Source organism: Streptomyces sp. L500, assembly GCF_054551825.1.
Map to the genome: position 1 here is coordinate 107,642 of NZ_JBTOLC010000018.1, position 26,878 is coordinate 134,519.

Below are 26,878 nucleotides of genomic sequence, written 5' to 3' on the forward strand. Positions count from 1 at the left end.
GACGACCGGTCACAGCGCGGCGGCGCGCCCGCGTATCGCGGTCCCCAGCGGCCCGGCCCCGGCGGCGTGGTGGGTGCCGCTCACGGGAGCGTGAGGCGCTACTTCCCGGCCGTCGGCCGGTAGGTGCACACGTGGACGCCCGTGCCGCTGGTGACCGTGGAGACCAGCTCCAGGGAGCGCAGCGTTCCGTCGCCAGGGAAGATCGTCTTTCCGCCGCCGAGGAGCACCGGCATGATCATAAGCCGGAGTTCGTCGACCAGGTCCTCCCGGAGGAGGGTCCGGACGAGGGTGGGGCTGCCCATGACGAGGAGGTCGCCGCCCTCGGTCGCGCGGAGTTCGCGGATGCGGGCGAGCACCTGGTCACCGGGGATACGGGTGGTGTTGTGCCAGGCCAGCTGGTCGTCGCGCAGGGTGTGGCTGACGACGTGCTTGGGGATGGCGTTCATCCGGTCGGCGAACGGGTCGCCCGCGCGCTCCGGCCAGGCGGCCGCCATCGTCTGCCAGGTGCGACGGCCGAACAGCAGTGCCTCGGCCTTCGTCAGGGCGTCCGCGAAGGCGCCGCCCACCGTCTCCGGTTCGAAGAACGGGTGCGACCAGCCGCCGTGGGCGAACCCGCCGTCGGTGTCCTCCTCGGGCCCGCCCGGTGCCTGCACGATGCCGTCCAGGCTGATGAACTCGCTCACCACGATGCGCACGACTCGCTCCTCGTCCTCGATCCGCAGGGCCGCGGCACCCGCCGCGCGCCCCTTGAGGGATCGTCTCTTGAGAGATCGTCGCATCGACCACTGACAATGCCCGTGCGCCCGGCCCGTCTCGTCATTCGGCGACCGCGCCGGCGGGCCGGCCCGGCGTAGGGGGCTCGTGGGTGGGCGAAGGCCGCGCTGTGATCGTCGTTCAGACAGCGGGGCGCGGCAGGTCCGCGGTGTCGGGGGACACGCGGGGGTGCGGGATCACGGCCTCGCCGCCCTGGCGCAGGGAGACGGTGCGCTCCGGTGCGGGGATGCGGATGCCCTCGGCGCGGTAGCGCTGGTGGAGTCGCTTGATGAACTCGTGCTTGATGCGGTACTTGTCGCTGAATTCGCCGACCCCGAGGATCACCGTGAAGCCGATCCGGGAGTCGCCGAAGGTGTGGAACCGGACGGCCGGCTCGTGGTCGGGGACGGCGCCGGGCACCTCCTTCATCACCTTCTCGGCCACCTCGATGGTGACCTCCTCGACGTGCTCGAGGTCGCTCTCGTAGCCGACGCCCACCTGAACGGTGACGGACAGCTTCTGCTCGGGCCGGGTGAAGTTGGTCATGTTGGTGCCGGCGAGCTTGGCGTTCGGGATGATGACCCGGTTGTTGTTGAGCTGCTCCACCACCGTGTTGCGCCAGTTGACGTCGACGACATAGCCCTCCTCACCGCTGCTGAGCCGGATGTAGTCACCGGGCTGGACGGTCTTCGAGACGAGGATGTGCACGCCCGCGAACAGGTTCGCCAGGGTGTCCTTGAGCGCGAGGGCGATCGCGAGACCGCCCACGCCGAGGGCGGTGAGCAGCGGGGCGATGGATATGCCGAGGGTCTGGAGGACGACGAGGAAGCCCATCGCCATCACCACGATGCGCGTGATGTTGACGAATATGGTGGCCGATCCGGCCACTCCGGACCTGGACTGCGCCACGGTCCGCACCAGGCCGCCGACCACGCGGGCGGCGGTGAGGGTCGCGGCCACGACGATGGACGTCGTCAGGGTCTCGTTGACGATGTGTCCGACCGGCCGGTTCAGCGGAAGGGCCGCGGCCGCCGCGGCCAGGCCGCCCGCCACCGCGGACCACGGGGCGATCGTGCGCAGGATGTCGACGATGATGTCGTCGCCCTCCCACTTGGTCCGCAGGGCCCGCTCGGCGAGCCAGCGCAGGATCACCCGCAGGACGAGGGCCGCGGCGAGGCCGACGGCCACCCAGATGCCCGCGACGATGGCGTCGTGCAAAGTCAGCGTCCGGTTCACCGGCGTCCTCCCTCGGCTCCGGAGAGCGGAGCGACGGCGTCCCACGCCACTGCCGGAGACGGCGATCCGGAGTAACGATTCATCAAGTTGTACCTGCCTGTCCCGAAATCACGGTCGCGCCGGGTCCGGGGACGGCCCGGCGCGATCATTCATCCTGCACCACGGGGGTACCGGGCCCGTACGCCCGGGTCGGGTAAGCGGAAGGCCGTTCGCCGCCCGCCCGGGTCAGTTGACGACCGTGTCCACCAGCAGCGTCACGGCCACCGCGACGGCGAAGAAGGCCACGACGCCACCGCAGCCCTTGGCGAGCACGGGGCGCGCCAGACCGCCCGGGCGGCCCTGCGCCGTACGGAGCGCGGAGAGGCGGGCCAGCAGTGCCGCCGGAACGACGAGCGCCGTGACGGCCAGCCACCACCACGCGTACACCCCGGGCGCGCCGACGGCCCCGGCGCCCACGCCCGCCGCCAGGCCCGTCGCACCCACGGCCGCGCCCGCCACCGCGGCGGCTCCGGCGGGCGTCCACCACCAGGCGTCGCCGCCCCCGCCCCGGGTGCCCACCAGGTGTGCCAGGCCGGCGGCGGGCATGACGAGCAGCAGGGTGAGGATCGCGGAGAGGACCGCCAGGACGCCGAGCCAGAGCGGCAGGGTGACAACGGTGAGCGCGGGGCTGTCCGCGTCGGGCGGGAGGTGCGTGATTCCCCACAGGAACAGGACAGTCGCCACGAGCGATGTCTCCACGACCAGCCCCGCCCACGAGGCGGCCACCGCCGACCACGTCCATACGCTACGACCTGCTGTTTTCGTGTGCACGCACTCATGATGCGCGGCCCGTTCAGGCACTCGTGCGCCGGGGCGCCCGACCCGTCGTCAGGTCAGCGCGGCCACCGTGACCGAGGCCAGCAACGCCGTCGCCGCCGCCAGCGCGGCGGCGGGCCCGGGGCCGAGGTGGAGGGCGGCGCCGCACAGGGCGCCCGTGAACATCGCCGCGAGGGAGGCGAGACGGCGCACCCTGGGGGCGCCGAACGGGTCGTCGGCGAGGCCGGTGATCGTGAAGGTGAGGACGGTGGTCTTCAGGTCGGGCACGGCGATCCTGCGGACGACAGCGTTCTGCATCCCCATGCCACCGCCGAGAAGTGCGATGAGCGCTGCCTGTACCTCGCCACCGCGGTGCCCGGTCGTGAGGACCACGGCGAGCGCCGCGCCGACGAGCGTGGTGTGGGCGGCGGTGACGGAGACGAACAGCCGTCCCTTCGCCGTGATGCGGCCGGCCGCGCGTCCGGTCGCCCATGCTCCCGCGACGAAGGAGCCGACGGCCAGCAGGGAGTGGCGGGCCGACAGGTCCGGGGCGCCGGCCAGGGCGAAGCCGAGGAAGACGACGTTCCCCGTCATGTTGGCGACGAAGACATGGCCCAGTCCGAGGAAGCTCACGGCGTCGACGATTCCGCTGACGACCGTCAGCAGGACGAGGAGGGCGGGCAGGGCGCCGTACCGGTTGGTGTCGTCCGGGAAGAGCCGCTCGGCGGCCCGGTGCAACATCTTCGTCTTCGCCATGCGGTGTCCTCGGCCGGAGCCCGTGCGGTGCGGTGCGCACCCGGCGGAGGCACGCGCTCCGCTCGCGCCGAGCACGATAGCGGAGCCGGGCCGGGGTTCCCGGCTCATCCCCCGGCGGCGCGATCAGGCCGTCAGCCTCAGCCGTCTGTCGTCCGTCGTCTGCCGTCAGCCGGGCCCCCAGCCGTCACAGGACGCGCTTGATCTCGCCCCGGACCCGGTAGAACCCGCCCGACGCGGGCGAGAGCTCCTCGACGACGTAGCGGGCGCCCGGCAGCCGTACGGAGCGCGGGAACTGGACGTTCCACGTGGGGTCGTAGCCGTCGGAGACCACGTGGACGCGCAGCCTGCCGCCCTGCTGGACGCATTCGACGACGATGCCGCCGGCGGGCACCGCCGACACGCTCTGGACCGTGGTGGCGGGCGCGTACGTCGGCAGGGCGGCGGCCGACTTGATGTCGAGGGGCGTGGGCACGGTGCCGGACTGGGCCGCCGCGATGGCCGTCTCGCTCGCGTCGACGCACACCAGGGAGCCGTCGGTGGTGACCATGTACAGGTTCTCGTCGAGGTACTGCATGGACAGGGCCGAGCCGCTGCCCGTGCCGAGCTTCCACAGCCGTGTGCCGTCCGCGGCGAAGCAGTAGACGGACGAGGACGAGTCGCCGGCGAAGACGTAGCGGCCGTCCGGGGCGGTCGCGCAGGAGTAGACCGCCGAGTCGCAGGCGTAGGTGGCCTCTATGGCGCCGTCGGTCTTGGCCAGGCGCTGGACGACGGTGCGGTTGGTGCCCGCGTAGACGGCGTGGTCCTCCTGCCAGCCGAAGAGCACGGCGCCCGTGGTGGGGGTGTGCCACAGCTCGCCGCCGCCGTCCTGGGCGTAGGCCGTGACGCCGGCGCTGTGGCCGTGGTAGACGGCGCGCGCGTCGCGGCGGACCATCCAGGCGTGGCCGCCGCGGCTCTTGCGCGACCACTGGTACTCGTCCTCGTGGTCGATGACGGTCAGCCCGCCGTCGCGGTCGGCGACGTTGAGGACGCCCTCGTGGATGTCGAGCCAGAAGATGTCGACGTCGGAGGCGATCCGGTAGGCGGCGAAGGGCAGTTTGGCGGAGAGGTCGTAGACGGTGCCGTCGTCGCAGCCCGCGTAGATCCAGAAGTCGTCCGCGACGAGGCACTTGACGCCGTCGGGGAGCCGGTAGCGGGCGAGGACCTCGCCGTCGTGGCCGAGGGTGTACACGTCGCCGTCCTGGTTGCCGACCCAGCAGCGGTCCTCGTCGATGTGGATGCCGAACGCCGGGGCGCCCGTGCGGAACCGCCACAGCACCGGCGCCACGGCCCGGGCGGTGGAGGGCGCGGAGGCGACCTGGCGGCGGGTCACCGGGCGGGCGGCGCGGCCGCCGGGCACGGCCGGGGCGTAGCCCTTGCGGACCTTCTCGCCGACCTTCTTCGCCGCGGCGGCCCGGGCCCGCTCGGTGCTGGGGAAGGTGGAAGTCTGGGTCTGGCCGGCGGCACCGATGCGTCCGTAGCGGACCGTGACGGTCGTCGCGTCGACCGTCACCTCGTAGAACTTGTGTGCCCCGCCGCCCTCCTGGGACAGCTCCAGGTAGGTGGTCGTCCTGGTTCCGGACATGGCTCGGCCCCTCTCCCCGCCGGTCACGGTGACCGGCTGTCAGCTGGGAGAAACGCTAGGGCCGACCACTGACAATCGACCCGGCCCGCGAGGCCCGGCCCACAAAGCTCGACGCACGGGGGGCGACGCACGGGCGCGACGCATGGGCGCGCTGCGCGAGCCTCCGTGGACGCTTCAGGCTCACCTCCCCCACCGTCCCGTTACGGGTTCTCCCTCGATCGGGCGAAGACCACCCGATCGCCTTCCAGGCCCCACGGAGCCCGCACTAGGGTTCGGGAACCCCACGGATTCCCGGCGATGACGCGGCAGCGCGTCGGAAAGGGGGAGGCACTGTGTCCGTGTACAAGTACCGGTGCGACAAATGCGGTATCACCTGGGACGAGGTCTCCACGAAGCACCAGGCCGAAGTGGAGCGGGACCAGCACCGCAGGGACGCGCACGGGGGCGGGGCCCCCGACGGCGACAGGATCGAGGGCGCCACCGACCCGGGGTCGTGGCCCTCCGCGAGCACGCTGATCGTGACGCTGGTCGCCGTCGTGCTGCTCCTGGCCTACAGCCGCCGCTAGGTTCCGCACCCCCGGCGGAGGCCGGGACCACGCCGGAGGCGGCCACGCCGCGCGCAGCCCCCATATCGCCGTATTACGGTCACACAAGACTTAGGCTCTCGCCATGGTCAAGATGACGGGGCTCCTGAAGCGGCTGGCGATCGGCCGGGCCATGCGCAGCGAGGAACTGCACGAGACGTTGCTGCCCAAGCGGCTCGCCCTGCCCATCTTCGCCTCCGACCCGCTGTCCTCCGTGGCCTACGCCACCCAGGAGATCCTCCTCGTCCTCACCCTCGGCGGCATGGCGTACCTCCACTTCACGCCGTGGATCGCGGCCGCGGTGGTGGCGCTGATGGCGGTGGTGGTGCTCTCCTACCGCCAGGTGGTGCACGCCTATCCGAGCGGTGGCGGCTCCTACGAGGTGGTCTCGACGAACCTCGGGGATTCGGCCGGTCTGGTGGTCGCCGCGTCGCTGCTGGTCGACTACGTGATGACGGTCGCGGTGTCCGTGGCGTCCGGGGTCGACAACACCATCTCGGCCGTGCCCGAGCTGGCGGAGTACCGGGTGCTGATGGCGGTCGGGTTCGTCGCGCTGCTCACGGGGGTGAACCTGCGGGGGATGCGCGAGTCCGGGCAGGCCTTCGCGGCGCCCACGTACCTCTTCATCACCGCCGTGCTGATCATGGTGGTCACCGGACTGTTCCGCTACGCGGTGGGCCGTCCCCCGGTGTCCGAGAGCGCCGGGTTCGGCGTCACCGCCGACCCCCGGGACGCGGGGCTGGCGGGCTTCGCGCTGGTCATGCTGTGCCTGCGGGCCTTCTCCAGCGGTTGCACGGCGCTGACCGGCGTGGAGGCGATCTCCAACGGCGTACCGGCCTTCCGCAAGCCCAAGTCGAGGAACGCGGCCACCACGATGAGCGTCATGGGCGTCATCGCGGTGACCATGTTCGTGGGGGTCACCGCGCTGGCGCTGATCACCAAGGTGCGCATCACCGACGACCCATGCCGGCTCACCGGCCTGCCCGGCGCCTGCGGCTCGTACACGCAGCGCACCGTGATCGCCCAGCTCGCCGCCGCCGTGTTCGGCGGGGAGCACAGCGTCGGCTTCTACGTCGTGCAGGCCGCCACCGCGCTGGTGCTGATCCTGGCCGCGAACACCGCCTTCAACGGCTTCCCGCTGCTGGCGTCGATCCTGGCCCAGCACCGCTACCTGCCGCGCCAGTTGCACAACCGCGGCGACCGGCTCGCGTTCTCCAACGGCATCATCGCGCTGGCCCTGGCCGCGGGGCTGCTGCTGTGGTTCTACCGCGCGGACGTCACCAGCCTGATCCACCTCTACATCCTGGGCGTCTTCACCTCCTTCACCCTCTCCCAGACCGGCATGGTCCGGCACTGGAACCGTGAACTGCGCGAGGAGACCGACCCCGTGCGGCGCCGGCGCGGGCAGGCGGCCCGGGTCATCAACGCGTCCGGCGCCGTCGTCACCGGGCTCGTCCTCGTCATCGTGCTGGCCACCAAGTTCGTCCAGGGCGCCTGGCTGGCCGTCGTCGCCGCGATCGTGCTGTGGGTGATGATGCGGGGCATCCGCCGCCACTACGACGCCGTCGCCGCGGAGCTCGCCGTCACCGATCCGCGCGGTGAACTCACCCGGCCCTCCCGGGTCCTGGGCATCGTCCTGGTCTCCACCCTCCACAAGCCGACCCTGCGTGCCCTGGCCTACGCCCGCGCCTTCAGGGCGGACCGGCTGGAGGCTTTGACCGTCTCGGTGGACCGGGACGAGACGAAGTCCCTCGAACAGCAGTGGGAGGCACTCGGCACCGACGTGCCCCTGAAGGTGCTCGCCTCCCCGTACCGCGAGATCACCCGGCCCGTCGTCGAGTACGTCCGCTCCCTCCGGCGCGAGAGCCCGCGCGACGTGGTCGGGGTGTTCATCCCCGAGTACGTCGTGGGGCACTGGTGGGAGCACCTGCTGCACAACCAGTCCGCGCTCTGGCTCAAGAGCAGGCTGCTGTTCACCCCCGGCGTCATGGTCACCAGCGTGCCCTGGCAGCTCACCTCGGCCGGTCGCGCCGACCACCCCGCCCGCCGCGCGCCCGGCGCCACCCGTCGCGGCGAACCCGCCCCCGCCCACCAGCACCACCACCGGAGCACCTGATTCCTCAAATCCCTTTCGGATCAATGCCGTTGCCACCGCGCGAGCGCCGACTTAGGCTCACCTAAAAAGTTGGCGAACGTGAACACGACGGAGGGGGCGGCATGAGCGAGCCGGACGACCACGGACAGCGCACGGCGGCGGACGAGGAGCACCACGGCATCGTGATGGGTCTGGCCTTCGGCCAGATGGCGGCCCAGACCCTGGGCGCCGCGACCCGGCTGGGGGTCTTCGACCTGATCGGCGACGGCGCACGCACGGCCGACTCCCTCGCCGAGGCGCTCGGCACCCGGCCGCGGGCCACGTACCGGCTGCTGCGCGCGCTGGCGGCCCTGCGGCTCCTCTCCGAGAGCGCGCCGGGCACCTTCACGACCACTCCGGCGGGCGACCTGCTGCGGTCCGGCACCCCCGGCTCCCTGCTGTCCGTGGCCCGGATGTTCACCGACCCCGCGATGCTCCGCGGCTGGGACCTCCTGGACGAGAGCGTGCGGACGGAACGGCCCACCTTCGACACCGTCTTCGGTACGGACTTCTTCGGGCACCTCAAGAAGCACCCGGAGCTCTCCGCCGAGTTCAACGCCGCGATGAGTCAGGCCACCCGGATGGCCGCCGACGCCATCCCCCACCACTACGACTTCGGCCGGTTCGGCACCGTCGTCGACGTCGGCGGCGGTGACGGGACCCTCCTCGCCGCCGTCCTGCGCGCCCACCCCGGGCCGCGCGGCGTCGTCCACGACAGCGCCGAGGGCCTCGCGCAGGCCGCCGACCGCTTCGCCCGCGAGGGCCTCACCGACCGCGTCACCCTGGAGACCGGTGACTTCTTCGCCTCGGTCCCGGCGGGCGGCGACCTCTACCTCCTCAAGAGCGTCATCCACGACTGGGACGACGAGCGGTGCGCGACCATCCTGCGGCACATCCGCGCGGTCGTCCCCGACGACGGCGCCCTGCTGCTGGTCGAGCCGGTCCTGCCGGCCACCGTGCCCGACGACGGCTCCGTCTTTCCTTACCTCACCGACCTCAACATGATGGTGAACGTCGGCGGACGCGAGCGGACCGCGGACGACTTCTCCGCGCTGTGCGACGCGGCCGGTTTCGCCCTCCGCGCCATCACCCCGCTCCCCCACCCGATCAGGTACCGGCTCATCGAGGCCACGCCGGTCTGACACGACCCGGGCGACCGCCTGGAGGACGGAAACGTCTACACCGCGGTAGACAGTCACCGCGTTTGTCAGCATGCTTGATCTGCCGGGGCGCAGTGGTCCGCCGTGCCCGCTCGTCCTCTGGAAAGGGCCCGTGACGTTGTCCCCCTTCTCACTCGTGACGGCCTCGCCGCTGGCCGTCAACGTCCTCGACGCCCAGTCGCTCCTCACCGCCTTCGGAGTGCTCGGGGTCGGCATCGTGCTCTTCGCCGAGACGGGGCTGCTGATCGGGTTCTTCCTGCCCGGCGACTCGCTGCTGTTCACGGCGGGCCTGCTGTGCACGGGGGCCTCGGGCACGGGCGTGCGGCTGGCGCTCGTGCCCCTGCTGATCTCGGCCGCCGTGGGCGCGCTCGCCGGGTCGCAGTGCGGCTATCTGCTGGGGCGGAAGGCGGGCGGTGCCCTGCTCGCGCGCGGCCGCTCGGCGCGCCTGCGCGAGGGGGCGGAGCGGGCGGAGGCCCTCCTCCAGCGCTACGGGTACGCGAAGGCCATCGTGCTGGCCCGTTTCGTGCCCGTGGTGCGCACGGTGCTCAACCCCATGGCGGGCGCCCTGCGGGTGCCCGCGCGCACCTTCACCGTGTGGCAGGTGACGGGCGGCCTGCTGTGGACGGCGGGGCTGATCCTGGGCGGCTACGCCCTCGGTTCGTCCATCCCGAACGTCGACCACTACCTCCTCCCCGCCGTCGCCGTGATCGTCGGCGTGTCGCTCGTGCCGGTCGCGGCCGAGCTGTACCGGTCCCGCCGGACGGCGGCGCGGCAGGAGAGCGAGGCGGAGAGCCGGTAGCGTCAGAGCACGCGTTCCACGCTCCACAGCGGCAGACGGGCGAAGAAGGTCACGGCCTCCTCCCGCCAGTGGTGCCATGAGGCGGCCTCGGCGGAGGCTTCCTCGGCGTAGCGGCGCATGTCCGAACGGAGCCTGTCCTCGACGCCCCGGTGCCGGGCGATCTCGCGGACGCGGTCGATGGTCGCGGCCGTGCCGTGGGGGTCGCCCAGCGCGGATTCGACGACGGTCCGTTCGTCGTCGGTGGCGGCGGCCAGGACGGCGCTGAGGGCGTAGCTGCGGCGGCCGGCGCGGAGGTCGGAGCCCGAAGGCTTGCCGACGACGCTCTCGTCGCCGAACAGGTCCAGGTAGTCGTCGCGCATCTGTTCGTAGATGCCGACCAGCGTCGCGTAGCGGCGCAGCCGCCCGTCGTGGCGGGCGGGGTCCTCGCCCGCGGCCAGGAGGCCCAGCCTCAGGGGCGCGAGGATGGAGTAGCGGGTGGTCTTGTAGTCGGTGACGGTGTGCAGGAGCTCCTCGTCGGGGAGCGGCACGAAGTCCCGTTCCAGGTCGAGGATCTGGCCGGTGACCGTGTCCGCCGCCGCGTCCGTCTGCACCCGCAGCATGGCCTGGCGCAGCTCGGCGGGGACGTCGGCGTCGAGGAGGACGCGCAGGGACAGGAAGGCGGCGAGGTCGCCGGCCAGGACGGCAAGGCCCAGGGCGGTCTGTTCGTGCCGGGGGAACTCCTCGCGGTAGGCGTAGTACGTCGAGGGGCCGCCGCGGCGGACGGGGGCGTCGTCGATGATGTCGTCGTGGATCAGCCCGTGGATCTGGAGCAGCTCGATGCTGAGGGCGGCCTCGTCCAGGCCGGGCACGTCGTCGGTGGTGACCAGCCGGGCGGCCTCGTGGAGGAGGGCGACGCGCAGGCGTTTGCCGCCGCGCAGGGAGAGGTCGCGCAGGAGTTCCAGGCAGCGGGGGGTGAAGCGGCTCCGCGCGGGGGTGCCGAGGTCGGCCGCCAGGGAGTCGAAGTACGTCTCGAAACGGGCGTTGAACCGGTGCCGGTGTCCGGCGACGCGTTCGAGGGCGGTGGCCGTGGCGGTGTCGTTCATGGACGACATTGTCCGCGAGTGCGGGGCGTGGCCCCGCACTCGTCCGGCCGGGCCGGGCCCGGTGGGGGTCAGGCGGTGGCGGGGACGTACGGCCCGTAGGCGTTGTCGTGCGGCTTGCTGTCACTGGCCAGGAAGACCAGCAGGACGATGGTTCCGACGAAGGGGATCAAGCTGAGCAGCAGCCACCAGGCGGAGCGGTCGGTGTCGTGCAGCCGGCGGGCGGCGACGGCGAGGCCGGGCAGGAGCACGGCGAGGCTGTAGAGGAGCCCGAGGACGGGGCTCGTGCCGAGCGCGGAGTCGACGATGGACAGCAGGATGCCGATGATGAAGTTGATCAGGGTGAACATCCAGAACTCCGGGCGGCGCGCCCGCCCGCTGAACGTCGCGTATCGCTTGAGCACGTCCACGTACCAGTGCACTTTGTCCCCCTGGAAGCGCGACGGGCCCGGTCCTCGACGACCGGGCACTCATGCCGAACGTAGGGCGCCCCGGGGGGTTGGTCAATGGCGCTGCCGGGGCGCCCGGCTGCTCACTCCTCCTCGGTCACGACGGTGTCCGTGCACGGCCAGAAGGCGGCCTCGGTCGGCTCGGCCTCCAGCATCTGGAGGGCGGTCACATCATGCGTCATCTCTTGTCACCTCCTTCCGCGCGAAGCGATAGGTGCTCGCCCGGCCGTCGTGCCCGCGCCGGTGAGCGTTCGGGGCAGCCACAGGCGGGGACCCCCGTCCCGTAGCCGCAGCAGGAAGGCGAGCACGCCGGCGAGCCCGGTGCCGTAGTCGGCGTGGACCGACGTGCCGGTCTCGTCGGGGGCGAGGACGCGCCCGGCCCGCAGGGTGTGCCGGGCGTGGAGACACCCGGCGAGGTCCTCGGCCCAGTCGCGGTAGCGCTGTTCGCCGCACGCCTCGGCGAGGTCGAGGAGGAACTCCCCGTCGCCCGCGAGGCCGTGGCACTGGGCGGTGCCCGCCTGCCGACGCGAGCGGTGGACCGCGAGCGCCGCCCGCACGGCCGCGTCGAGGTACGCGGTGTCGCCGCTCGCGCTCCACATGCGCAGCAGGAACGTGCCGATGCCGGACGATCCGCCGCACCAGGTGGTCCGGCGGGGCCCGCCGGAGGGCCCGGTGGGCCAGTACGCGGCGCCGTCGGTCACGTCGGCGGCGGCGAGGAGGGTGCGGGCGGCGGCGTCGGCGTGCGCGAGGTGGTCGCCGTCCCCGGTGGCCAGGCCCACGGCGAGCAGGCACGCGCCGACGCCGGCGGCGCCGTGGGCGAAGCCGTAGTGGACGACCTCGGCGGGGTCCGACAGGCAGCCGGGCGGTACGGGCCAGAGCAGACGCCCGGCGCGGCGGGTGGCCGCCGCGGCCAGCGCGGCGGCGGCCGCGCGGGCCCGGTCGAGGAAGTCGCCGGCTCCGGTGGCCTCCCAGAAGCGGAGCTGGGTCAGGGCCGCGCCGGCGGTGCCGTGGCAGACGTCGGGGTTGGGCCACGCGAGGGGCACGCGGCGGGCGAGCGCCGCCGCGGTATCGGCCAGGGCCCGGTCGTCCAGGGCCTCGGCGGCGTCGAGGAGGGCCCACGCGGTGCCGGAACGGCCGAAGTACAGGCCGGGCAGGACGCGCGGCTCGCGCCCGACGTAGCGGGTGATCCACGCGGCGGCCGTGGCGGTGGCCTCACGGGCCGGGCCGGAGCCGGCGCGGCAGGCGCGTGCCAGGACGCCGAGGACTCCGGCGGCGCCGTGCTGGACGTTGAAGGCGTCGCTCGTCGCGCCGTAGGGCGACGGCGGCCAGAGCCGCTCCGTGTCGCCCGGGTCCATGGTCGCGAGGAGGTGCTCCAGACAGCCGTCGGTGAGCGGGGCCAGGTCCGGTCGCGGCGCCGGGGCCGTCGGTCGGGTCGCCCGTCCGGTGAGGGCGCGGCGGACGTCCTCGAGGGCGGGGCGCCGGGCGGGGTCGGTGCGCAGCAGGGCGAGGACGAGCGGGGTGAGGCGGCGCGCCGTGGGGTCGTCCCGGCGCAGGTGGCCGAGCCACTCCCCCAGCCGCTGCCGGTCCGTGCGCAGGGGCGGTTCGTCGGGGGCCAGGAGCGGGTCCGCGCCGGTGACGAGGTGGAAGAGGGTGGCGCCGAGGCTGTAGAGGTCGGAGGCGAAGGAGCTGGTGGCGCCGGGCGGGGCGGCGCGCTGCTCGGGGGCGGCGTAGCCCGGGGTGTGGGCCCGCGTGATGGGTTCGCGGTGGCGGACGAGGAGTTCCAGGTCGATGAGGCGGAGTTCGTCGTCCTCGGTGACCAGGAGGTTGCCGGGGTTGAGGTCGCGGAGTACGTAGCCCTTGCCGTGCGCGTACGCGACGAGGTCCACCAGGCGGAGGGCCAGGCGCACGACGAGGTCGTGGGGCAGGCCCCGGTCGGCGTCGCCGGTGGTCAGCCGGTCCGCGACCCAGAGGCGGAGGGTGACGCCGGGGAGGTCCTCCAGGACGAGGAAGAGGTCCCCCTGCTGTTCGAAGAGGGCGACGGGGCGGGGTGTGAGGCCGCTTGCGGCGAACTCCTCCAGCATGGCCGCCTCGTGGCGCCGCGTGTCGCGGATGTCGCGGCCGGCGAGGGTGGCGTCCGTGTGGGGGCGGGCCTGTTTGACGACGACGGACGCGCCGGTGTGCCGGTCGGTGGCCCGGTAGACCCCGCCGGTGAAGGCGTGCCGGATCACGTCCTCGACGACGTAGCGGCCGCCGAGGAGGACGGGCCCGGGCGCGGCGCCCCCACCGGGACCGGTGGGTTCGGTGGGCTCGGTGAAGGGGTCGGGGGGTGCCCAGTCGGGCGGGGCGAACCACGCGGTGCGGCGGTCGCGGCGCAGCGAGCCGTCGGGGGCCCTGAGCATGGCCGTGCGGGTGGCGTCGTCGGCGAGGACGGTCACCCCTCGGTGGGCGCCGTAGCGGTAGTGCACGAGGCTGCCGGGGCGGTAGGGGCGGTCGGAGAGGATGCCGGGCCCGGCCAGCCCCCGAGTGGCGTCGTGCAGTTCGGCGGCCAGGGCGCGCAGGCGGGGGCCGTCGTCCTCGGGGTAGACGGTGAGGAACTTGCCGCCGCCCGCGCGGTCGGCGGCGCGCGAACACAGTTCCGCCACCCGGGCGGGTGTGGCGGCGAACTTGTACGCGCACCGGTGGCGTGCCAGTACGTCGGCCGCCCGTGTCAGCACCGCCCCGGCGGACAGCGGGGTGGCGGATAGGTGGAGTTTCCAGCCCTGGACGCGGGTGGCCGCGTCGGGTGGTGTGACGGAGCACCAGAAGGCGCCGGGTCTCAGGTGCCAGTCGTCGAGCCGGTGGGCGGCGAGGACGGTCCGGACGCGGTCCTGGAGCGTGGTGTCCGCGCGTTCGCCCGTTCCCGTCGTCGTGTGCGCCGTCGTCGTGTGCGCCATCGTCGGGTTCCTCCGCCGGCGCCGGGGCTCAGGACCGGGCCTGGAGGCGGGCCGGCAGGTCGGTCGCGGTCCGGGCGGCGATCCTGGCCCGGTCGGCCGGTGTGCCGAAGCGCAGGTCCAGGCTGCGGGCGGCCGCCGCCCAGTCCCGCATGGTGCGGACGCCGCCGAGCGCCTCGACGACGAAGGGGTCGGCGCACCGCGCCGCCACGCGCTCCCAGATGGTCTCCGGGGCGTCGCGCAACACGTTGGCGACGGTGCCCAGGTAGGACGACATGGCGCGGACGTCCCCGTCCGGTTCCACCTGGAGGACGGGCGGGACGCCGTTGGCGGCGATGTCGTCGGGGCGCATGAGCAGCCGCATGTTGTCGTCGACCATGACGCTCAGCCCGGCGGGGGCGAGGGAGCGGAGGTGCCGGGTGCGCTCCCGGCTGGTCAGCCGGGCGACCTGCTCGTCGTCGAGGAGTTCGTGCTCGGCGAACTCCTCGCGACTGGCGAGCCCTCCGGGTACGGTCAGGCCGAAGACGAGGGTGCGCATCGCGGGGAAGAGCGGGGCGATCCGGGTGCAGAACTCGTCGAGCTGGTCGAGGTTGCTCCGCATCACGGAACAGTCGACGCCGAACGTGCCGTGGGCGACGCCTCGGGCGGTGAGCTCGCGGGATGCCTCGTCCAGGAAGCGCAGGGCGTTCATGGCCCGGTCGAAGGAGCGGTCGCGGCCGCGGACGCGGTTGTGGACCTCGGGCGTGGTGCCGTCGAGGCTCACGGCGACGCGCTGAAAGGTCGTCAGGATCGCTTCGGCCTTCGCCCGGTCGACGTTCCAGCCGCTGGTGTAGAGGGCGGCCCGCACACCGGCGTCCGTGAAGCGCCGGGCGACGTCGAGGACGCCGTTCACCACGAGGGGTTCGCCGCCCGCCAGGACGACGTTCCGGGGGCGCAGGGCGATCAGGGCGTCGGTCAGCTCCAGGAGCCGCTCGCCCTTGAGGTGCCGGGACGGCCGTCTGCCGGACTCCGAGTAGCAGTGCGTGCACCGCAGGGGGCATGCGTAGGTGATCTCCCAGATGATGTCCGTGGGGCCGCCGCCGCTGTTTTCCTTCACCGGGCACTCCCGTCCCATGGGGGCGTGTGGGTGTGGACGGGATCGAACGTAGCGGCGGGGGCGACGGCCGGCGACCGTCGTTCCGCTGAGCGGACCGGGCCGGGCCGGTTGGCCGGCCCGGCCCGGTCGGCGCGGTCAGGCGTTGCCGTTGAACTGGAGCTCGAAGTCCAGGTCGCCGGTGGACCCCTTGGCGGCCAGGGCCGCGCCGCTCTTGGTGATCTGGCCGGCGATGGCGGTTCCGGTGCTCATCGGGTGGGGATAGCCATTGGGCAGGGGGCCCAGTTCGGGGCGGCAGGGCACCAGTGGTGTGGGCCAGTTGACGAGGTTGAGGGCGGCGGCCTCACGTGTGTGGTCGTCGGTCAGACTGCCCTCGATCTTGCTGCCGTCCCATTGCAGCTTCCAGTAGGTCAGCAGGGCCTGCCCAGAGGAGACGTTGTACGCCTGAGCGGACTTGAAGGTCATCGCCCCTTGCTGTGAGGGGTCCCCGACGGAGAGCGCGAGCGAGAACGGATTCCCCTCCGTCGGCCCGCCGCCCTGCACCGGCTTGCCGAAGTCGAGCGTGGCGGGCATGGCGTACGTCCGGGACCCGGCGAGCCTGCGGGAGTTGCCCGAGCCGCAGTAGTCGTAGACGTTCAGGGCCACCTTGGCGGTGCCCTGGTAGTGGGCGCCCCACAGGGCGGAGCCGTCGTCGGCCGTCGCCGTCGCGGCGCACACCAGGACGAGCGCGGGGACCATCCCCGCGGTCGCGGATTTACGAGCGGATATACGGAACGGATTCCTGCCGGAGCCGGCATGACGCGGTGACACGATCCCCACCCCCTGGGGTAGCGGGCCCGTCCCTCGACGGGTCCGGAGTCACCGACGCTATGCGCCGCATATGCCGCACACATCCCCGCCTACGGAAATATGAGCCACCTTTGGCACTGCGTGCTAAGCGGGTTCGGGTCCCCTCCCCCAGGCGTCCCCGTCGGCGCGGCCGGGTAGGCATACCCGGCCGTCCCACGCGAACCGCGAGCCGAAGGAGCACCTCATGCCCAAGGTCCTGATCGTCACCGGCGACGCCGCCGAGGACCTGGAGGTCCTCTACCCCTACCAGCGGCTGCTGGAGGAGGGGTACGAGGTGGACATCGCCGCGCCGTCCGTGAAGAAGCTCCAGTTCGTGGTGCACGACTTCGCGGACGGCTTCGACACGTACACCGAGAAGCCCGGGCATACCTGGAACGCCGACGTCGCGTTCGCGGACGTGGACGCGGACGGGTACGCGGCCCTGGTGATCCCCGGTGGCCGGGCGCCCGAGTATCTGCGGCTGGACGAGGACTTCCTGCGGATCGTGCGGCACTTCTTCACCGCCGCCAAGCCCGTCGCGCAGATCTGCCACGGCGCGCTGGCCCTGGCGGCGGCCGGGGTGCTCGACGGGCGTCGTACGGCCGCGTATCCGGCCTGCGCGCCCGAGGTGCGGCTGGCGGGCGGCACGTTCGTGGACGCGGAGGCCGTGGTGGACGGCAACCTCGTCTCCGCCCGGGCGTGGCCCGATCACCCGGCGTGGATGCGCGCCTTCGTCGAGCTGCTGCGCGCGCAGGCTCCCGTCAAGTCCTGACAACGGACGGGTACATTCCCCGTTTTGTCGTGATCACGATCACGGTTTGGTCCGGTGCCGATCGCCTACAGTGCCCTTCTCCCACAACCTCCCCACCGGAAAAGGGCGTTCCATGGCGGTCAGTCGCAGATCCGTGCTCAAGGGTTCCTCCGCCGCGGCGGCGGCCTCGGTCGTCGGTGCCGCCGGGGAGGCCGCCGCCGCGCAGGCCCCGGCGGCGGCTCCCGCCGGACAGCCCTCCAGCGGCCCGCTGTTGCAGTCCAGGCCGCACCGGCTGGGGGCACCCGGCGTGCTGGGGGTGCATCTCCAGTTCGGCACCGATCCCGCCACCGAGATGACCGTCTCCTGGATCACTCCGCAGTCCGTGCGCCGGCCGCAGGTGCGGCTCGGTTCGCCCGACGGCGGGCACGGGCGGGTGGCCGAGGCCGAGACGAGGACGTACCGGGACGGCCTGTCGAAGGAGGAGGTGTACGTCCACCACGCTCGGATCACCGGCCTCCGCCCGGCGACCACCTACCTGTACACGGCCGGCCACGACGGCGCGACCCCGGAGACCGGGTCCTTCACCACCGCGCCGCGCGGCCGCAGCGCCTTCACCTTCACCAGTTTCGGTGACCAGGCGACCCCCAACCTCCGCCGGGTCATCCACCTCCCCGACGGCGTCCCCTCGCCCGTCAACCGCTTCCCGCTGTACTCCAGCAGCCAGGTCGGCTCGCCGGCGTCCGCGGACATCGTCTCCGCCGTGGAGCGGGTCGCCCCGCTGTTCAACCTGATCAACGGCGACCTCTGTTACGCGTCCGTCGCCGGCGCGTGGGGCACGAGCCGGCCGGCGACGTGGGCGGACTGGTTCATCAACAACAGCCGCTCCACCCGGCTGCGCCCCTGGATGCCGTGCGCGGGCAACCACGAGAACGAGAAGGGCAACGGGCCCATCGGCGCCGCCGGCTACCAGACGTACTTCTCGCTGCCGGGCTCGTCCGCCGCCTCGGACGAGGAGACCCGGGGCATGTGGTACGCGTTCACCGTCGGCGCGGTGCGCTTCATCAGCCTCGCCAACGACGAGGTGGCGCTCCAGGACGGCGGCGACACCTACATCCACGGCTACTCCGGGGGCGCCCAGCGCCGCTGGCTGGAGCGCGAGTTGAAGGCGGCGCGCGCCGACCGCGGCGTCGACTGGATCGTGGTGTGCATGCACCAGCCGATGATCTCCAGCACCCGGTCGGCGGGCAGCGACCTGGGGATCCGCGAGGCGTGGGGCCCGCTGTTCGACCAGTACGGCGTCGACCTGGTCGTCTGCGGTCACGAGCACCACTACGAGCGCTCGCACCCCCTGCGCGGCACGCTCCCGAACGACGCGCGCACCCCCATCCCCGTGTCGACCCGGACCGACGTGATCGACACCGGCAAGGGGACCGTCCACATGGTCATCGGCGCGGGCGGGAACATCGCCACCACGCAGGACGACATGTTCGACACCCCGCAGGCCCGGGTCATCATGGGCCTGAGCGACAAGGTGACGTCCTCCGGTCACAAGGAGCCGGTGTACATCACCGAGGACGCTCCCTGGTCCGCCGTGCGGGACCACAAGTACACCCACGGGTTCGCGGCCTTCGACGTCGACCCGGGCGACCGCCACGAGGGCCGGACCCGCATCCGGGTCACGTACTACACCTTCGGCGGGCCCCACGGCGACCTCACCCCGGTCGACACCTTCACCCTGGAACGGTCGCGCTCCGACGCCCACCGGGCCTGATACCGGCCGCGCCATGGTGAAGAACCGTCAAGGGTGACACCATCGTGCCGGAAAAAGGGGGTGTACCTCGGTCAACCCCGCTCGCGGGCTGGTCGGGCTGAGTAACATCCCGCAGCAACACCGGCTACGAGGAGAGCGAGCTGCAGTGACCGACGAATCCGGCGACACCAACATCCAGGAGCGGTACGCGGCGCGGTTCGCCGCCGACCTGGAGAACAACACCAAGGAGCGGGAGGCGATCCGCTCGAGCATCGCGGAACTGCGGGCACGCCTGGAGCGGTTGGAGACCGAGGCCGCGTGGCTGTCCACGATGCGGGGCGCGGTCACCTCGGCCCCGGGCACGGGGCGGGACGAGCGGCCCGCCGAGGCCGGGCCGACGGCCGGCACCCCGGCCACCCTTCAGGCCGACGCCGAGGCCGGCACTCAGGCCGACGTCCCCGCCGACGGCGCCCAGGCCGAATCGCCGGCCGAGGGTGCCGAGGGCAACGCCCCGGCGCCCGAAGCCGCCCCGCAGGCCGTGCCCCGGCCGCGCCGGGCGAAGAAGGCCGCCGCCGGTCAGCGCGCCCGCAAGGCGAAGGCGGCGCGCGCCAAGTCCGCCCCCGAGCCGGAGGCGAAGGCCGCCGAGAAGTCGGCGGCGAACGGCCGGAGGACCGGGCCCACGCGCCGGGACCTCGTCCTGGGGCTCCTGGCCCGGCACCACGAGCCGCGCACGGCCGGCGAGGTCACCAAGGAGCTGGAGGAGGCGCACCCCGAGCGCGCCGCCAGCACCCAGGTGGTGCGCAACGCGCTGGAGTCCCTCGTCTCGACGGGGGACGTCGAGCGCGAACGGCAGCAGAAGTCGGTGTTCTACACGGCACCCGGCACCGCCGCCGCCGTCGCTCCGGAAGCCGTCTCCGCAGCGACCGGTGAGGGCGTCACGGCGGGGGTCTAGCCGCCCCGGCCGCCGGCGCCGGAGCCCGAGGGCTCCGGCGCCGTCCCGCGCGCGTCCGGGCACGCGGGAGCGACTGGCGGGAAACCACGCGGTGCTCCGGTGGCCGCGCGTCACCGCCCTGACGACTGGGCAGGGTGAGTAGTCGAGCGGCGAGGCGCGCCGCCGGGTGACTCCGGGAGCCGGTATGACCGATGCAACCATGGACGCGTCGCTTCCCCGGCAGGTCGCCGACGGATACGTGGACGCCCTCGTCCGGCTCGACCCGATCGTCGGTACGTTCATGGGCGACCCGCTGAGCTCGGGACGGCTCCCGGACCTCTCCCCCGACGGGCACGACACGATGGCCGCCCTCGCCCGCGCCACCCTGGCGCGGCTGACCGCGGCCGAGGCCCTCCCGGGCGCGGACCGGGGGGTGGAGCGGCTCTGCGCGAGGCTGCTGCGCGAGCGGCTGACCGCCGGGCTCGACGAGTACGAGGCGGGCGAGGAGCTGCGCCGGGTCGACAACATCTCCTCGCCGCTGCACCGCGTCCGCAAGGTCTTCGCGCTCATGCCCACCGGCACCGAGGACGACTGGGCCGCGCTGGCCCAACGGCTGCGGGCGGTGCCCGGCACGCTGGAGGGCTACCGCGCCTCGCTCGCCGAGGGCGTGGGGCGGGGGCTGCCCGCCGCTCCCCGGCAAGTGGCCACCACCGTCGTCCAGCTGACGGAGTGGCTGGCCACCGGGGGGTTCGCCGTGTTCACCGCCGACGGCCCCGAGACCCTGCGGGGTGAGCTGGCGGCGGCCGCGGAGGTGGCGACGGCGGCCGTGGCGGAGACGCGGGACTGGTTCCGGGACGTATACGCCGCCGCGGTCGAGGGCGCCCCGGACGTGGTGGGCCGCGAGCGGTACATACGCGCCGCCCGCTTCTGGAGCGGGACCGCCCTCGACCTGGACGAGGCGTACGCGTACGGCTGGGCCGAATTCCACCGGCTGCGGGAGGAGATGCGCGCCGAGGCGGAGAAGGTGCTGCCCGGCGCCGGGTCGCCGTGGGAGGCGCTGTCCTGGCTGGACCGGCACGGACGGGCCGTCGAGGGCGTCGAGGAGGTCCGGCGGTGGCTCCAGGAGCTGATGGCCGAGGCGATCGAGGCGCTGGACGGTACGCACTTCGAACTGGCCGAGCAGGTCAAGCGCGTGGAGGCGCGCATCGCTCCCCCGGGCGGTGCCGCCGCGCCGTACTACACCCAGCCCGCGCTGGACTTCTCCCGCCCGGGACGCACCTGGCTCCCGACGCTGGGCCGGACCCGGTTCCCCGTCCACGGCCTGGTGTCGACGTGGTACCACGAAGGGGTGCCGGGGCATCACCTCCAGCTGGCCCAGTGGACGCTGGCCGCCGGGAGCCTGTCCCGGTACCAGACGAAGGTGGGCAAGGTCGGTGCCACCACCGAGGGCTGGGCGCTGTACGCGGAACGGCTCATGGACGAGCTGGGGTTCCTCACGGACCCGGCGTACCGGCTCGGCCATCTCGACGCCCAGATGATGCGTGCCGTGCGTGTCGTCATCGACATCGGCATGCACCTGGAGCTGGAGATCCCCCGTCACTCGCCGTTCCACCCCGGGGAGCGCTGGACGCCGGGCCTGGGGCGGGAGTTCCTCGGCCGTCACTCGGGCCACTCCGCCGACTACGTGGAGAGCGAGATCACCCGTTATCTGGGCAGGCCGGGCCAGGCCATCGGCTACAAGCTGGGCGAGCGCGCCTGGCTGCGGGGCCGGGCGGCCGCCCGCGCCCGCCGGGGTGCCGCGTTCTCCCTGAAGGAGTGGCACATGAAGGCGCTCGCGCTGGGTTCCCTGGGGTTGGACGACCTGGAGCACGAGCTCGCGGCGCTGTGAGCCGGGCGGCGTCCCGCCCGGCGCGCCGTCGGGTCACCGGTCGTCGGCGTCGGGGATCTCCCGTATCTCCAGGGGCCGGATCGCGGGGCCGTCGAGCACGGCCCCGTCGGGGGCGAAGCGGGAGCCGTGGCACGGGCATTCCCAGGTCCGTTCGACGGCGTTGAACGCCACCAGGCAGCCCCGGTGGGTACAGCGCGCGGAGACGGCGCGCACGGTGCCGTCCTCCTGCCGGTGGACCGCGCACCGGTGGCCGCCGACACGGACGACGGCTCCGCCGCCGGGCGGTACGTCCGTCTCCGAGGTCGCCCGGCCGGCGCGCAGGCGGTCCGTCAGGAAGCGGCGCCCGAAGGCCACCTGGTTCCGGAGCGCGGCGGGTGCTCCGCGCACCGCGCGGCCGGGTCGCCACGGGTCGTACAGGCCGGCCCACGAGGGGATCGTCCGTCCGACGACGAGCTCCGTCAGGAGCCGGCCGGCCATGACGGCGCCGCTCAGGCCCCAGCCGCCGAACCCCGTGGCGACGTAGGCGTGCGCGGAGCCGGGGCGGCGGAGGCCGACGAACGGCACGGCGTCGGCGGATTCGTGGTCCTGGGCCGTCCAGTGGTGGAGGATCCGGGCGCGCGGGAAGCGCTCGGTGGTCCAGTGGACGAGCCTGTCGAACCGGCGGGCCACGTCGGGCTCCCCGGGGGCCGAGCACTCGCCCGTGACGATCAGCAGGCGGCGCTCCTCGTCGTAGGGGGCGGTGCGCACCGACCGGCCGCCGTCCTCCCGGGTGACGTACATGCCGCCGGGGTCGTCCCCGGCGGGCAGTGTGGCGGCCACCGCGAGCTCGCGGCGCGTCGAGAGGCGGGTGTGGAGCAGGCCGCGGTCGAGGACGGGGTGGTGGGTGGCGAGGACGACGTCCGCCGCGGTGACGACGGGGCCGTGCTCGGTCGTCACCCGGCAGGGCGTGCCCTCCTTGAGTCCGGTCACCCGGGTGTTCTCGTGGACGCGGCCGCCGCGCGCCAGGATGTCGTGGGCGAGGGCGAGCAGGTAGCGGCGCGGGTGGAGCTGGGCCTGGTCCTCGACGCGTACGGCGCCGGTGACGGTGAAGGGCAGTCCGGTGTCCGTGGTGTACGAGGCGGCGAGCCCGGCGGCGCGGGCCGCCTCGGCCTCGGCCCGCAGGTTCTCGTGGCGGGTCGTGCCGGTGGCGTAGGCGTGGGCGGGCAGCCGCTCCAGGTCGCAGTCGGCGCGCAGCGCCGCCGCGATCCCGCCGACCCGGTCGACCGCCTCGGCCATGGAGCGGGCGCACAGCCGCGCGGCCTCCTCGCCCCGTGTCCGGGCCAGCCCGGCGTAGCCGAGGGGATGGAGCGCGGTCACCTGGGCGGTGGCGCGGCCGGCGCTCCCGGCGGCGAGGCGCCCGGCCTCCAGCACGACGACCGAGCGCCCGGCCTCGATCAGCTCCCACGCGGTGCTCAGCCCCGTGGCGCCGCCGCCGACGACGGCGACGTCCACGGTGAGGTCGGCCGCCAGGGCGCCGGCGCCGGGCACGCTGGGGGCGGTGGTGGCCGTCCAGTACGGCTCGGCGACACCGGGGGGAAGGGGGCCGGGGCCGGGAAGACGTGACATGCCGCCCGGGTGCCCGCGTCACGGCGCCCGAAGCGCGGGAGGGCGCCGAATGGCGCCGAATACGGCCGTCCGGGTGACGTGCGTGCCCGCCGTGTCGGCGTGCCGTCGCCCCCAGTCGGGTCCGCGCCTTCGGGATGGGGGCCCGTGCGACAGCCGGTACTTCGGGGCCGGCGGCCCCGGGTGCCGGCCCATGTCTCCGAGACCACGGGCCCCGGGGTGCCAGACCGCCTCTCACCCGTTCGCCGGAACGCCCGGCCCGCGTGCGGGCGGCGGCCGGCCGGCGTGGCCCGAAGCGGCTCAGCCGCCGGTGCGCCGGCCGGCCGGGGGCCGATGGCGGGCCGGCGCGCGTGCGGCTCACGGGCCCGGCGGCCAGCATGGACGGTGGCCGCCTCGGGCCGGTGAGACGAGGAGGAGACGGTGGCCGCTGACACGCCGCCTCCTCGGTGGCTCTTCCCAGCCGAGGCGGGGCCGACGCACGGGGCGGACGAGGAAGCGGCGCGGGCGCGCGAGCACCGGCTGCTGCGGAAGGTGCTGGAGGGCACCGCGGCCTCCGTCCTCGTGCTCGACACCCGGCTGCGCTACCTCTACGTCAACCCGGCGATGGCGCGGATGTCCGGCATACCCGCGGCCGCGTTCCTGGGCCGTACCGTAGGCGACGTCCTGCCCGAACTCCGGCGGCCCGACGACGTCCTGCGGCAGGTGCTCGCGGACGGCGTGCCCCGGGAGGTCGCCGTCACGGGACGCACCCGCGCCCGCTCCTCCTACGCGCAGCGGCAGTGGCGGACCGTCTACCACCGGCTGGAGGACGAGGGCCGGATCGTGGGCCTGTGCGGCATCGGCGTGGAGGTGAGCGGCCTGCGGCAGTACGTGGCGGAGCTGGAGGCCGCCCATGAGCGGCTCGCGCTGCTCGACACGGCCGCCACGCGCGTCGGCAGCACCCTCGACGTGGAGACCACGTGCAGGGAGCTGGCCGACTTCCTGGTGCCGGCGCTGGCCGACGCGGCGAGCGTCGAGATCACCGAGGAGGAGACCGGCGGCACGCCTCCCCCGGCGCCCGGCATGCTGCGGCTGCGCCGCATGGCCCTGTCGGCGGTGCCGCCACTGATGCGGCACCTGGCCCGGTTCGGCGAGCCGGGCGACCACGTGGACGTCCAGCGGGGCTCGGCGATCCGCCGGTGCCTCGACACCGGCGAGCCGTGGGTGGGCAACCTCGCCTCGGACGACCTGCTCCGGCGGATGGCCCCGGACCCCGGCCGCGTCACGGCCTACCGCGCGGCCGGGATCCACTCCCTGCTGGTGGTGCCCCTGCCTGCGCCGCAGCACCCGGTGGGGACGCTCATCCTGTCGCGGGCGGGCGAATCGCCGCCGTTCGCCGAGGACGACGTCGTGGTGGTGCGGGAGCTGGCCGCGCGGGCCGCGGTGACGGTGAGCAACGCCCGTCGCTACACCCACGAGCACGCCATGGCCCTGGAGTTGCAGCGCGCGCTGCTCTCCGAGCCCGGCAGTCCGCACCCGGACGTCGAGACGGCCTCGCGCTATCTGCCGGCGGGCCGCAGCGCCCTCGTCGGCGGCGACTGGTACGACTCGCTGGCGCTGCCCGACGGGCGGACCCTCCAGGTGATGGGCGATGTGATGGGCCACGGTTTCGCGGCGGCCGTCGCCATGAGCCAGTACCGCTCGCTGCTGCGGACCGTCGGCACGTCCGGCGCGTCGCCCGGCGCGATCCTGGAGCGGGCCGACCGGGACGCCGCCCGGATCGGTCTCGACCGTGTCGCCACGTGCCTGCTGGCGCTGATCGATCCCGGCGCGGGCACGATCACGGCCGCCCGCGCCGGGCACCTGCCGCCCGTGCTGCTGCGTCCGGACCGCGAGGGCGAGTTGCTGGACGTACCGGCCGGTCCCCCGCTGGGCACCGCGCTGTGCGGCTACGAGGCGCTCACGGTGCGCATGCCGCCCGGGAGCGTCCTGTTGCTGTACACGGACGGGCTGGTGGAGCGGCGGGGGGTGGACATCGACGTGTCGCTGCGCGCGTTGACGCGACTCCGGCTGCCGCTGACCGGCTCCCTGGACGGTGTCCTCGACACGCTCCTGTCCCGTCTCGCCGAGGACCCGGCCGAGGACGACATCGCCCTGCTCGCCGCGCGGCTGCGCCGGAACCCGCCGGAAGCACCGGCTTGAACGCGTTCAAAAACAGGTCTACAGTCCTGATCAAGAAAGTTTTGAACACGTTCAAGAAAGGCATGGGACGTGGACCTCACCGTCGTCGCGTACGCCATCTACCTGCTGGTCGGCCTGGGACTCACGATCTGGGTCGCCCATACGCTGAGCCGCAACGGCCGGGCCTTCCTGGCCGACGTCCTCCACGGGGACGAGAAGCTCGCCGGAGCCGTCAACCATCTGCTGGTGGTGGGCTTCTACCTCGTCAACCTGGGATTCGTGGCGCTCTACCTCCAGGACGACTCCGCCGTCACGAACGCCCGGGAGCTGTTCGAGACCCTGTCGCGCAAGCTCGGCGTCGTGCTGCTGGTGCTCGGCGTGATGCACCTGGGCAATGTGTACGCGCTCAACAAGTTCCGCCGCCGCGGCATGGCGGACCGCGGGCAGCTCCCGCCGGTCCCGCCGCAGGGGTGGCCCGTCGCCCCGCACGGCTACCCCGTCCCGCACGGCCCGTGGGCCGCGCCGACCGGGCAGTGAGCCGGACGGAACCCCCTCCCGGCACGCGACTAGGCTCTGACCGTGCCAGCAGAGAACGAGCCCCGAGCCCCCAAGAGCGAACAGACCCGCGCCCTGATCCTGGAGACCGCCCTGAGACTGTTCCAGGAACGCGGCTACGACAAGACCACGATGCGGGCCATCGCCAAGGAGGCCGGGGTCTCCGTCGGCAACGCGTACTACTACTTCGCCGGCAAGGAGCACCTGATCCAGGGCTTCTACGACCGGATCGGCGCCGACCACCGCAGCGCCGTCCGCGAGGTCCTGGACCGGGAGACCGAGCTGGAGGCGCGGCTGGCCGGAGTACTGCTGGCGTGGCTGGAGGTCGCCGCGCCGTACCACGAGTTCGCGGCGCAGTTCTTCAAGAACGCCGCCGATCCCGACAGCCCCCTCAGCCCCTTCTCCTCCGAGTCCGAGCACGCCCGGGAGGCGTCCATCGCCATTCACCGCGAGGTGCTGGCGGGATCCCGGGCGAAGGTGCCGGCCGAGCTGGCCGACGCGCTGCCGGAGCTGATGTGGCTCGCCCAGATGGGGCTCACCATGTACTGGGTCTTCGACCGCTCCCCCGGCGGCGAGCGCAGCCGCCGGCTGGCCGTCCGGGGCGCCCGGCTGACCGCCCGGGGCGTGTCGCTGGCCCGGTTCCGGGTGCTGCGGCCACTGGTGCACGAGGTGCACGAGCTGTTCACGGACTTCCTGCCGGGGATGGCCCGGACGGTCGCCGCCCGCGCCTGAGAACCGCGCCCTGGCGCGGAGAATCCGGGCGGATCAGGCATTCCCGATGTTACCGGTCGGTCTACCCTTGACACGGGACATAGCGGGAGGAAAATTGCCATTACACCAGACAACCGGTGAGAGCCGCACCGTCCGATGAAGACGTTCATTGGATCCGAGTGACCCCCATCTCGGCAACTGGCTAGGCCCCCGGAGGGGCCCAGAACCGATGGCGAAGTCGAGGCGACGACCGAGATTCGCGGGTCGGGGATGGAGCGCCGGGGGCTGTCGCATGCCCGCAAACGTCTGAGCA

General features: G+C 73.4%; 23 protein-coding genes. 11 read left to right on the forward strand and 12 right to left on the reverse strand.

Annotated features, from left to right (window positions below):
* Nucleotides 1-98: 98 nt before the first annotated feature.
* The 5 genes from ACX9I7_RS18670 to ACX9I7_RS18690 all read right to left on the reverse strand — a co-directional run bounded on the left by ACX9I7_RS18670 (nt 99) and on the right by ACX9I7_RS18690 (nt 5,161).
* Nucleotides 99-695 carry a dihydrofolate reductase family protein gene (locus tag ACX9I7_RS18670; RefSeq protein ID WP_387571223.1) on the reverse strand — a complete coding sequence of 199 codons (597 nt, stop codon included), beginning with the start codon at nt 693-695 and terminating at the stop codon, nt 99-101.
* Nucleotides 696-894: 199 nt separating this feature from the next.
* Complete coding sequence (locus ACX9I7_RS18675; RefSeq protein WP_387570947.1) at nt 895-1,989, reverse strand: mechanosensitive ion channel family protein; 1,095 nt, start codon at nt 1,987-1,989, stop codon at nt 895-897.
* A gap of 225 nt (nt 1,990-2,214) precedes the next feature.
* Complete coding sequence (locus tag ACX9I7_RS18680; RefSeq protein ID WP_459387956.1) at nt 2,215-2,712, reverse strand: hypothetical protein; 498 nt, start codon at nt 2,710-2,712, stop codon at nt 2,215-2,217.
* Between the two features lie 144 nt (nt 2,713-2,856).
* Nucleotides 2,857-3,540: a YoaK family protein gene (locus ACX9I7_RS18685; protein ID WP_459387957.1), complete on the reverse strand. Its 684-nt coding sequence runs from the start codon at nt 3,538-3,540 to the stop codon at nt 2,857-2,859.
* Between the two features lie 184 nt (nt 3,541-3,724).
* Nucleotides 3,725-5,161, reverse strand: coding sequence for a WGR domain-containing protein (locus tag ACX9I7_RS18690; RefSeq protein WP_459387958.1), 1,437 nt, complete (start codon nt 5,159-5,161; stop codon nt 3,725-3,727).
* 332 nt (nt 5,162-5,493) lie between these two features.
* Here ACX9I7_RS18690 and ACX9I7_RS18695 point away from each other — a divergent pair, with 332 nt between their 5' ends.
* The 4 genes from ACX9I7_RS18695 to ACX9I7_RS18710 all read left to right on the forward strand — a co-directional run bounded on the left by ACX9I7_RS18695 (nt 5,494) and on the right by ACX9I7_RS18710 (nt 9,838).
* Nucleotides 5,494-5,727: a hypothetical protein gene (locus tag ACX9I7_RS18695; RefSeq protein ID WP_126917688.1), complete on the forward strand. Its 234-nt coding sequence runs from the start codon at nt 5,494-5,496 to the stop codon at nt 5,725-5,727.
* 103 nt (nt 5,728-5,830) lie between these two features.
* A complete protein-coding gene (locus ACX9I7_RS18700; RefSeq protein ID WP_387570937.1) occupies nt 5,831-7,861 on the forward strand; it encodes an APC family permease in 2,031 nt (676 codons plus the stop codon).
* A gap of 101 nt (nt 7,862-7,962) precedes the next feature.
* Nucleotides 7,963-9,021 carry a methyltransferase gene (locus ACX9I7_RS18705; protein ID WP_459387959.1) on the forward strand — a complete coding sequence of 353 codons (1,059 nt, stop codon included), beginning with the start codon at nt 7,963-7,965 and terminating at the stop codon, nt 9,019-9,021.
* Nucleotides 9,022-9,151: 130 nt separating this feature from the next.
* Nucleotides 9,152-9,838 (forward strand): DedA family protein, encoded by a 687-nt coding sequence (locus tag ACX9I7_RS18710; protein WP_459387960.1) that lies wholly within the window; start codon nt 9,152-9,154, stop codon nt 9,836-9,838.
* 2 nt (nt 9,839-9,840) lie between these two features.
* On the opposite strand, the gene ACX9I7_RS18715 is transcribed toward ACX9I7_RS18710, so the two are convergent.
* From ACX9I7_RS18715 to ACX9I7_RS18740, 6 genes are all read right to left on the reverse strand, one after another.
* Nucleotides 9,841-10,920 (reverse strand): polyprenyl synthetase family protein, encoded by a 1,080-nt coding sequence (locus ACX9I7_RS18715; protein WP_459387961.1) that lies wholly within the window; start codon nt 10,918-10,920, stop codon nt 9,841-9,843.
* 68 nt (nt 10,921-10,988) lie between these two features.
* The gene (locus tag ACX9I7_RS18720; RefSeq protein WP_358626722.1) at nt 10,989-11,339 is read right to left on the reverse strand and encodes a DUF805 domain-containing protein; all 351 of its coding nucleotides are present in this window, start codon (nt 11,337-11,339) and stop codon (nt 10,989-10,991) included.
* A gap of 110 nt (nt 11,340-11,449) precedes the next feature.
* Nucleotides 11,450-11,548, reverse strand: a complete 99-nt coding sequence (locus tag ACX9I7_RS18725) for an ALQxL family class IV lanthipeptide (protein ID WP_206279975.1) — start codon at nt 11,546-11,548, stop codon at nt 11,450-11,452.
* Nucleotides 11,549-11,554: 6 nt separating this feature from the next.
* Nucleotides 11,555-14,299 carry a class IV lanthionine synthetase LanL gene (lanL, locus tag ACX9I7_RS18730; protein ID WP_459387962.1) on the reverse strand — a complete coding sequence of 915 codons (2,745 nt, stop codon included), beginning with the start codon at nt 14,297-14,299 and terminating at the stop codon, nt 11,555-11,557.
* A gap of 28 nt (nt 14,300-14,327) precedes the next feature.
* Entirely contained in the window at nt 14,328-15,392 is a 1,065-nt protein-coding gene (locus ACX9I7_RS18735; protein ID WP_459387963.1) for a radical SAM protein, read from the reverse strand.
* 135 nt (nt 15,393-15,527) lie between these two features.
* Nucleotides 15,528-16,199, reverse strand: a complete 672-nt coding sequence (locus ACX9I7_RS18740; RefSeq protein ID WP_459387964.1) for a hypothetical protein — start codon at nt 16,197-16,199, stop codon at nt 15,528-15,530.
* Nucleotides 16,200-16,422: 223 nt separating this feature from the next.
* Between ACX9I7_RS18740 and ACX9I7_RS18745 the strand changes: the two genes are divergently transcribed.
* The 4 genes from ACX9I7_RS18745 to ACX9I7_RS18760 all read left to right on the forward strand — a co-directional run bounded on the left by ACX9I7_RS18745 (nt 16,423) and on the right by ACX9I7_RS18760 (nt 21,537).
* A complete protein-coding gene (locus tag ACX9I7_RS18745) occupies nt 16,423-16,989 on the forward strand; it encodes a DJ-1/PfpI family protein (RefSeq protein WP_459387965.1) in 567 nt (188 codons plus the stop codon).
* Between the two features lie 112 nt (nt 16,990-17,101).
* The gene (locus ACX9I7_RS18750) at nt 17,102-18,739 is read left to right on the forward strand and encodes a purple acid phosphatase family protein (protein WP_459387966.1); all 1,638 of its coding nucleotides are present in this window, start codon (nt 17,102-17,104) and stop codon (nt 18,737-18,739) included.
* 145 nt (nt 18,740-18,884) lie between these two features.
* A complete protein-coding gene (locus tag ACX9I7_RS18755) occupies nt 18,885-19,670 on the forward strand; it encodes a hypothetical protein (protein ID WP_459387967.1) in 786 nt (261 codons plus the stop codon).
* A gap of 184 nt (nt 19,671-19,854) precedes the next feature.
* Nucleotides 19,855-21,537 carry a DUF885 domain-containing protein gene (locus ACX9I7_RS18760; RefSeq protein ID WP_459387968.1) on the forward strand — a complete coding sequence of 561 codons (1,683 nt, stop codon included), beginning with the start codon at nt 19,855-19,857 and terminating at the stop codon, nt 21,535-21,537.
* A gap of 33 nt (nt 21,538-21,570) precedes the next feature.
* Here the strand turns inward: ACX9I7_RS18760 and ACX9I7_RS18765 are convergent, their stop codons facing one another.
* Nucleotides 21,571-23,142: an FAD-dependent oxidoreductase gene (locus tag ACX9I7_RS18765; RefSeq protein ID WP_459387969.1), complete on the reverse strand. Its 1,572-nt coding sequence runs from the start codon at nt 23,140-23,142 to the stop codon at nt 21,571-21,573.
* Between the two features lie 417 nt (nt 23,143-23,559).
* On the opposite strand from ACX9I7_RS18765, the gene ACX9I7_RS18770 reads away from it, so the two are divergent.
* From ACX9I7_RS18770 to ACX9I7_RS18780, 3 genes are all read left to right on the forward strand, one after another.
* Entirely contained in the window at nt 23,560-25,320 is a 1,761-nt protein-coding gene (locus ACX9I7_RS18770) for a SpoIIE family protein phosphatase (protein WP_387570905.1), read from the forward strand.
* A 69-nt stretch (nt 25,321-25,389) separates the two neighbouring features.
* Entirely contained in the window at nt 25,390-25,836 is a 447-nt protein-coding gene (locus ACX9I7_RS18775; RefSeq protein ID WP_387570902.1) for a hypothetical protein, read from the forward strand.
* Between the two features lie 42 nt (nt 25,837-25,878).
* Nucleotides 25,879-26,586 (forward strand): TetR/AcrR family transcriptional regulator, encoded by a 708-nt coding sequence (locus ACX9I7_RS18780; RefSeq protein WP_387570899.1) that lies wholly within the window; start codon nt 25,879-25,881, stop codon nt 26,584-26,586.
* Nucleotides 26,587-26,878 lie beyond the last annotated feature (292 nt).

Coding starts and splice junctions, on each gene's coding strand:
- ACX9I7_RS18705 (WP_459387959.1), top strand. CDS start 7,963: ATGAGCGAGCCGGACGACCACGGACAGCGCACGGCGGCGGACGAGGAG.
- ACX9I7_RS18750 (WP_459387966.1), top strand. CDS start 17,102: ATGGCGGTCAGTCGCAGATCCGTGCTCAAGGGTTCCTCCGCCGCGGCG.
- ACX9I7_RS18765 (WP_459387969.1), bottom strand. CDS start 23,142: ATGTCACGTCTTCCCGGCCCCGGCCCCCTTCCCCCCGGTGTCGCCGAG.
- ACX9I7_RS18700 (WP_387570937.1), top strand. CDS start 5,831: ATGGTCAAGATGACGGGGCTCCTGAAGCGGCTGGCGATCGGCCGGGCC.
- ACX9I7_RS18760 (WP_459387968.1), top strand. CDS start 19,855: ATGACCGATGCAACCATGGACGCGTCGCTTCCCCGGCAGGTCGCCGAC.
- ACX9I7_RS18715 (WP_459387961.1), bottom strand. CDS start 10,920: ATGAACGACACCGCCACGGCCACCGCCCTCGAACGCGTCGCCGGACAC.
- ACX9I7_RS18725 (WP_206279975.1), bottom strand. CDS start 11,548: ATGACGCATGATGTGACCGCCCTCCAGATGCTGGAGGCCGAGCCGACC.
- lanL (WP_459387962.1), bottom strand. CDS start 14,299: ATGGCGCACACGACGACGGCGCACACGACGACGGGAACGGGCGAACGC.
- ACX9I7_RS18685 (WP_459387957.1), bottom strand. CDS start 3,540: ATGGCGAAGACGAAGATGTTGCACCGGGCCGCCGAGCGGCTCTTCCCG.
- ACX9I7_RS18745 (WP_459387965.1), top strand. CDS start 16,423: ATGCCCAAGGTCCTGATCGTCACCGGCGACGCCGCCGAGGACCTGGAG.
- ACX9I7_RS18690 (WP_459387958.1), bottom strand. CDS start 5,161: ATGTCCGGAACCAGGACGACCACCTACCTGGAGCTGTCCCAGGAGGGC.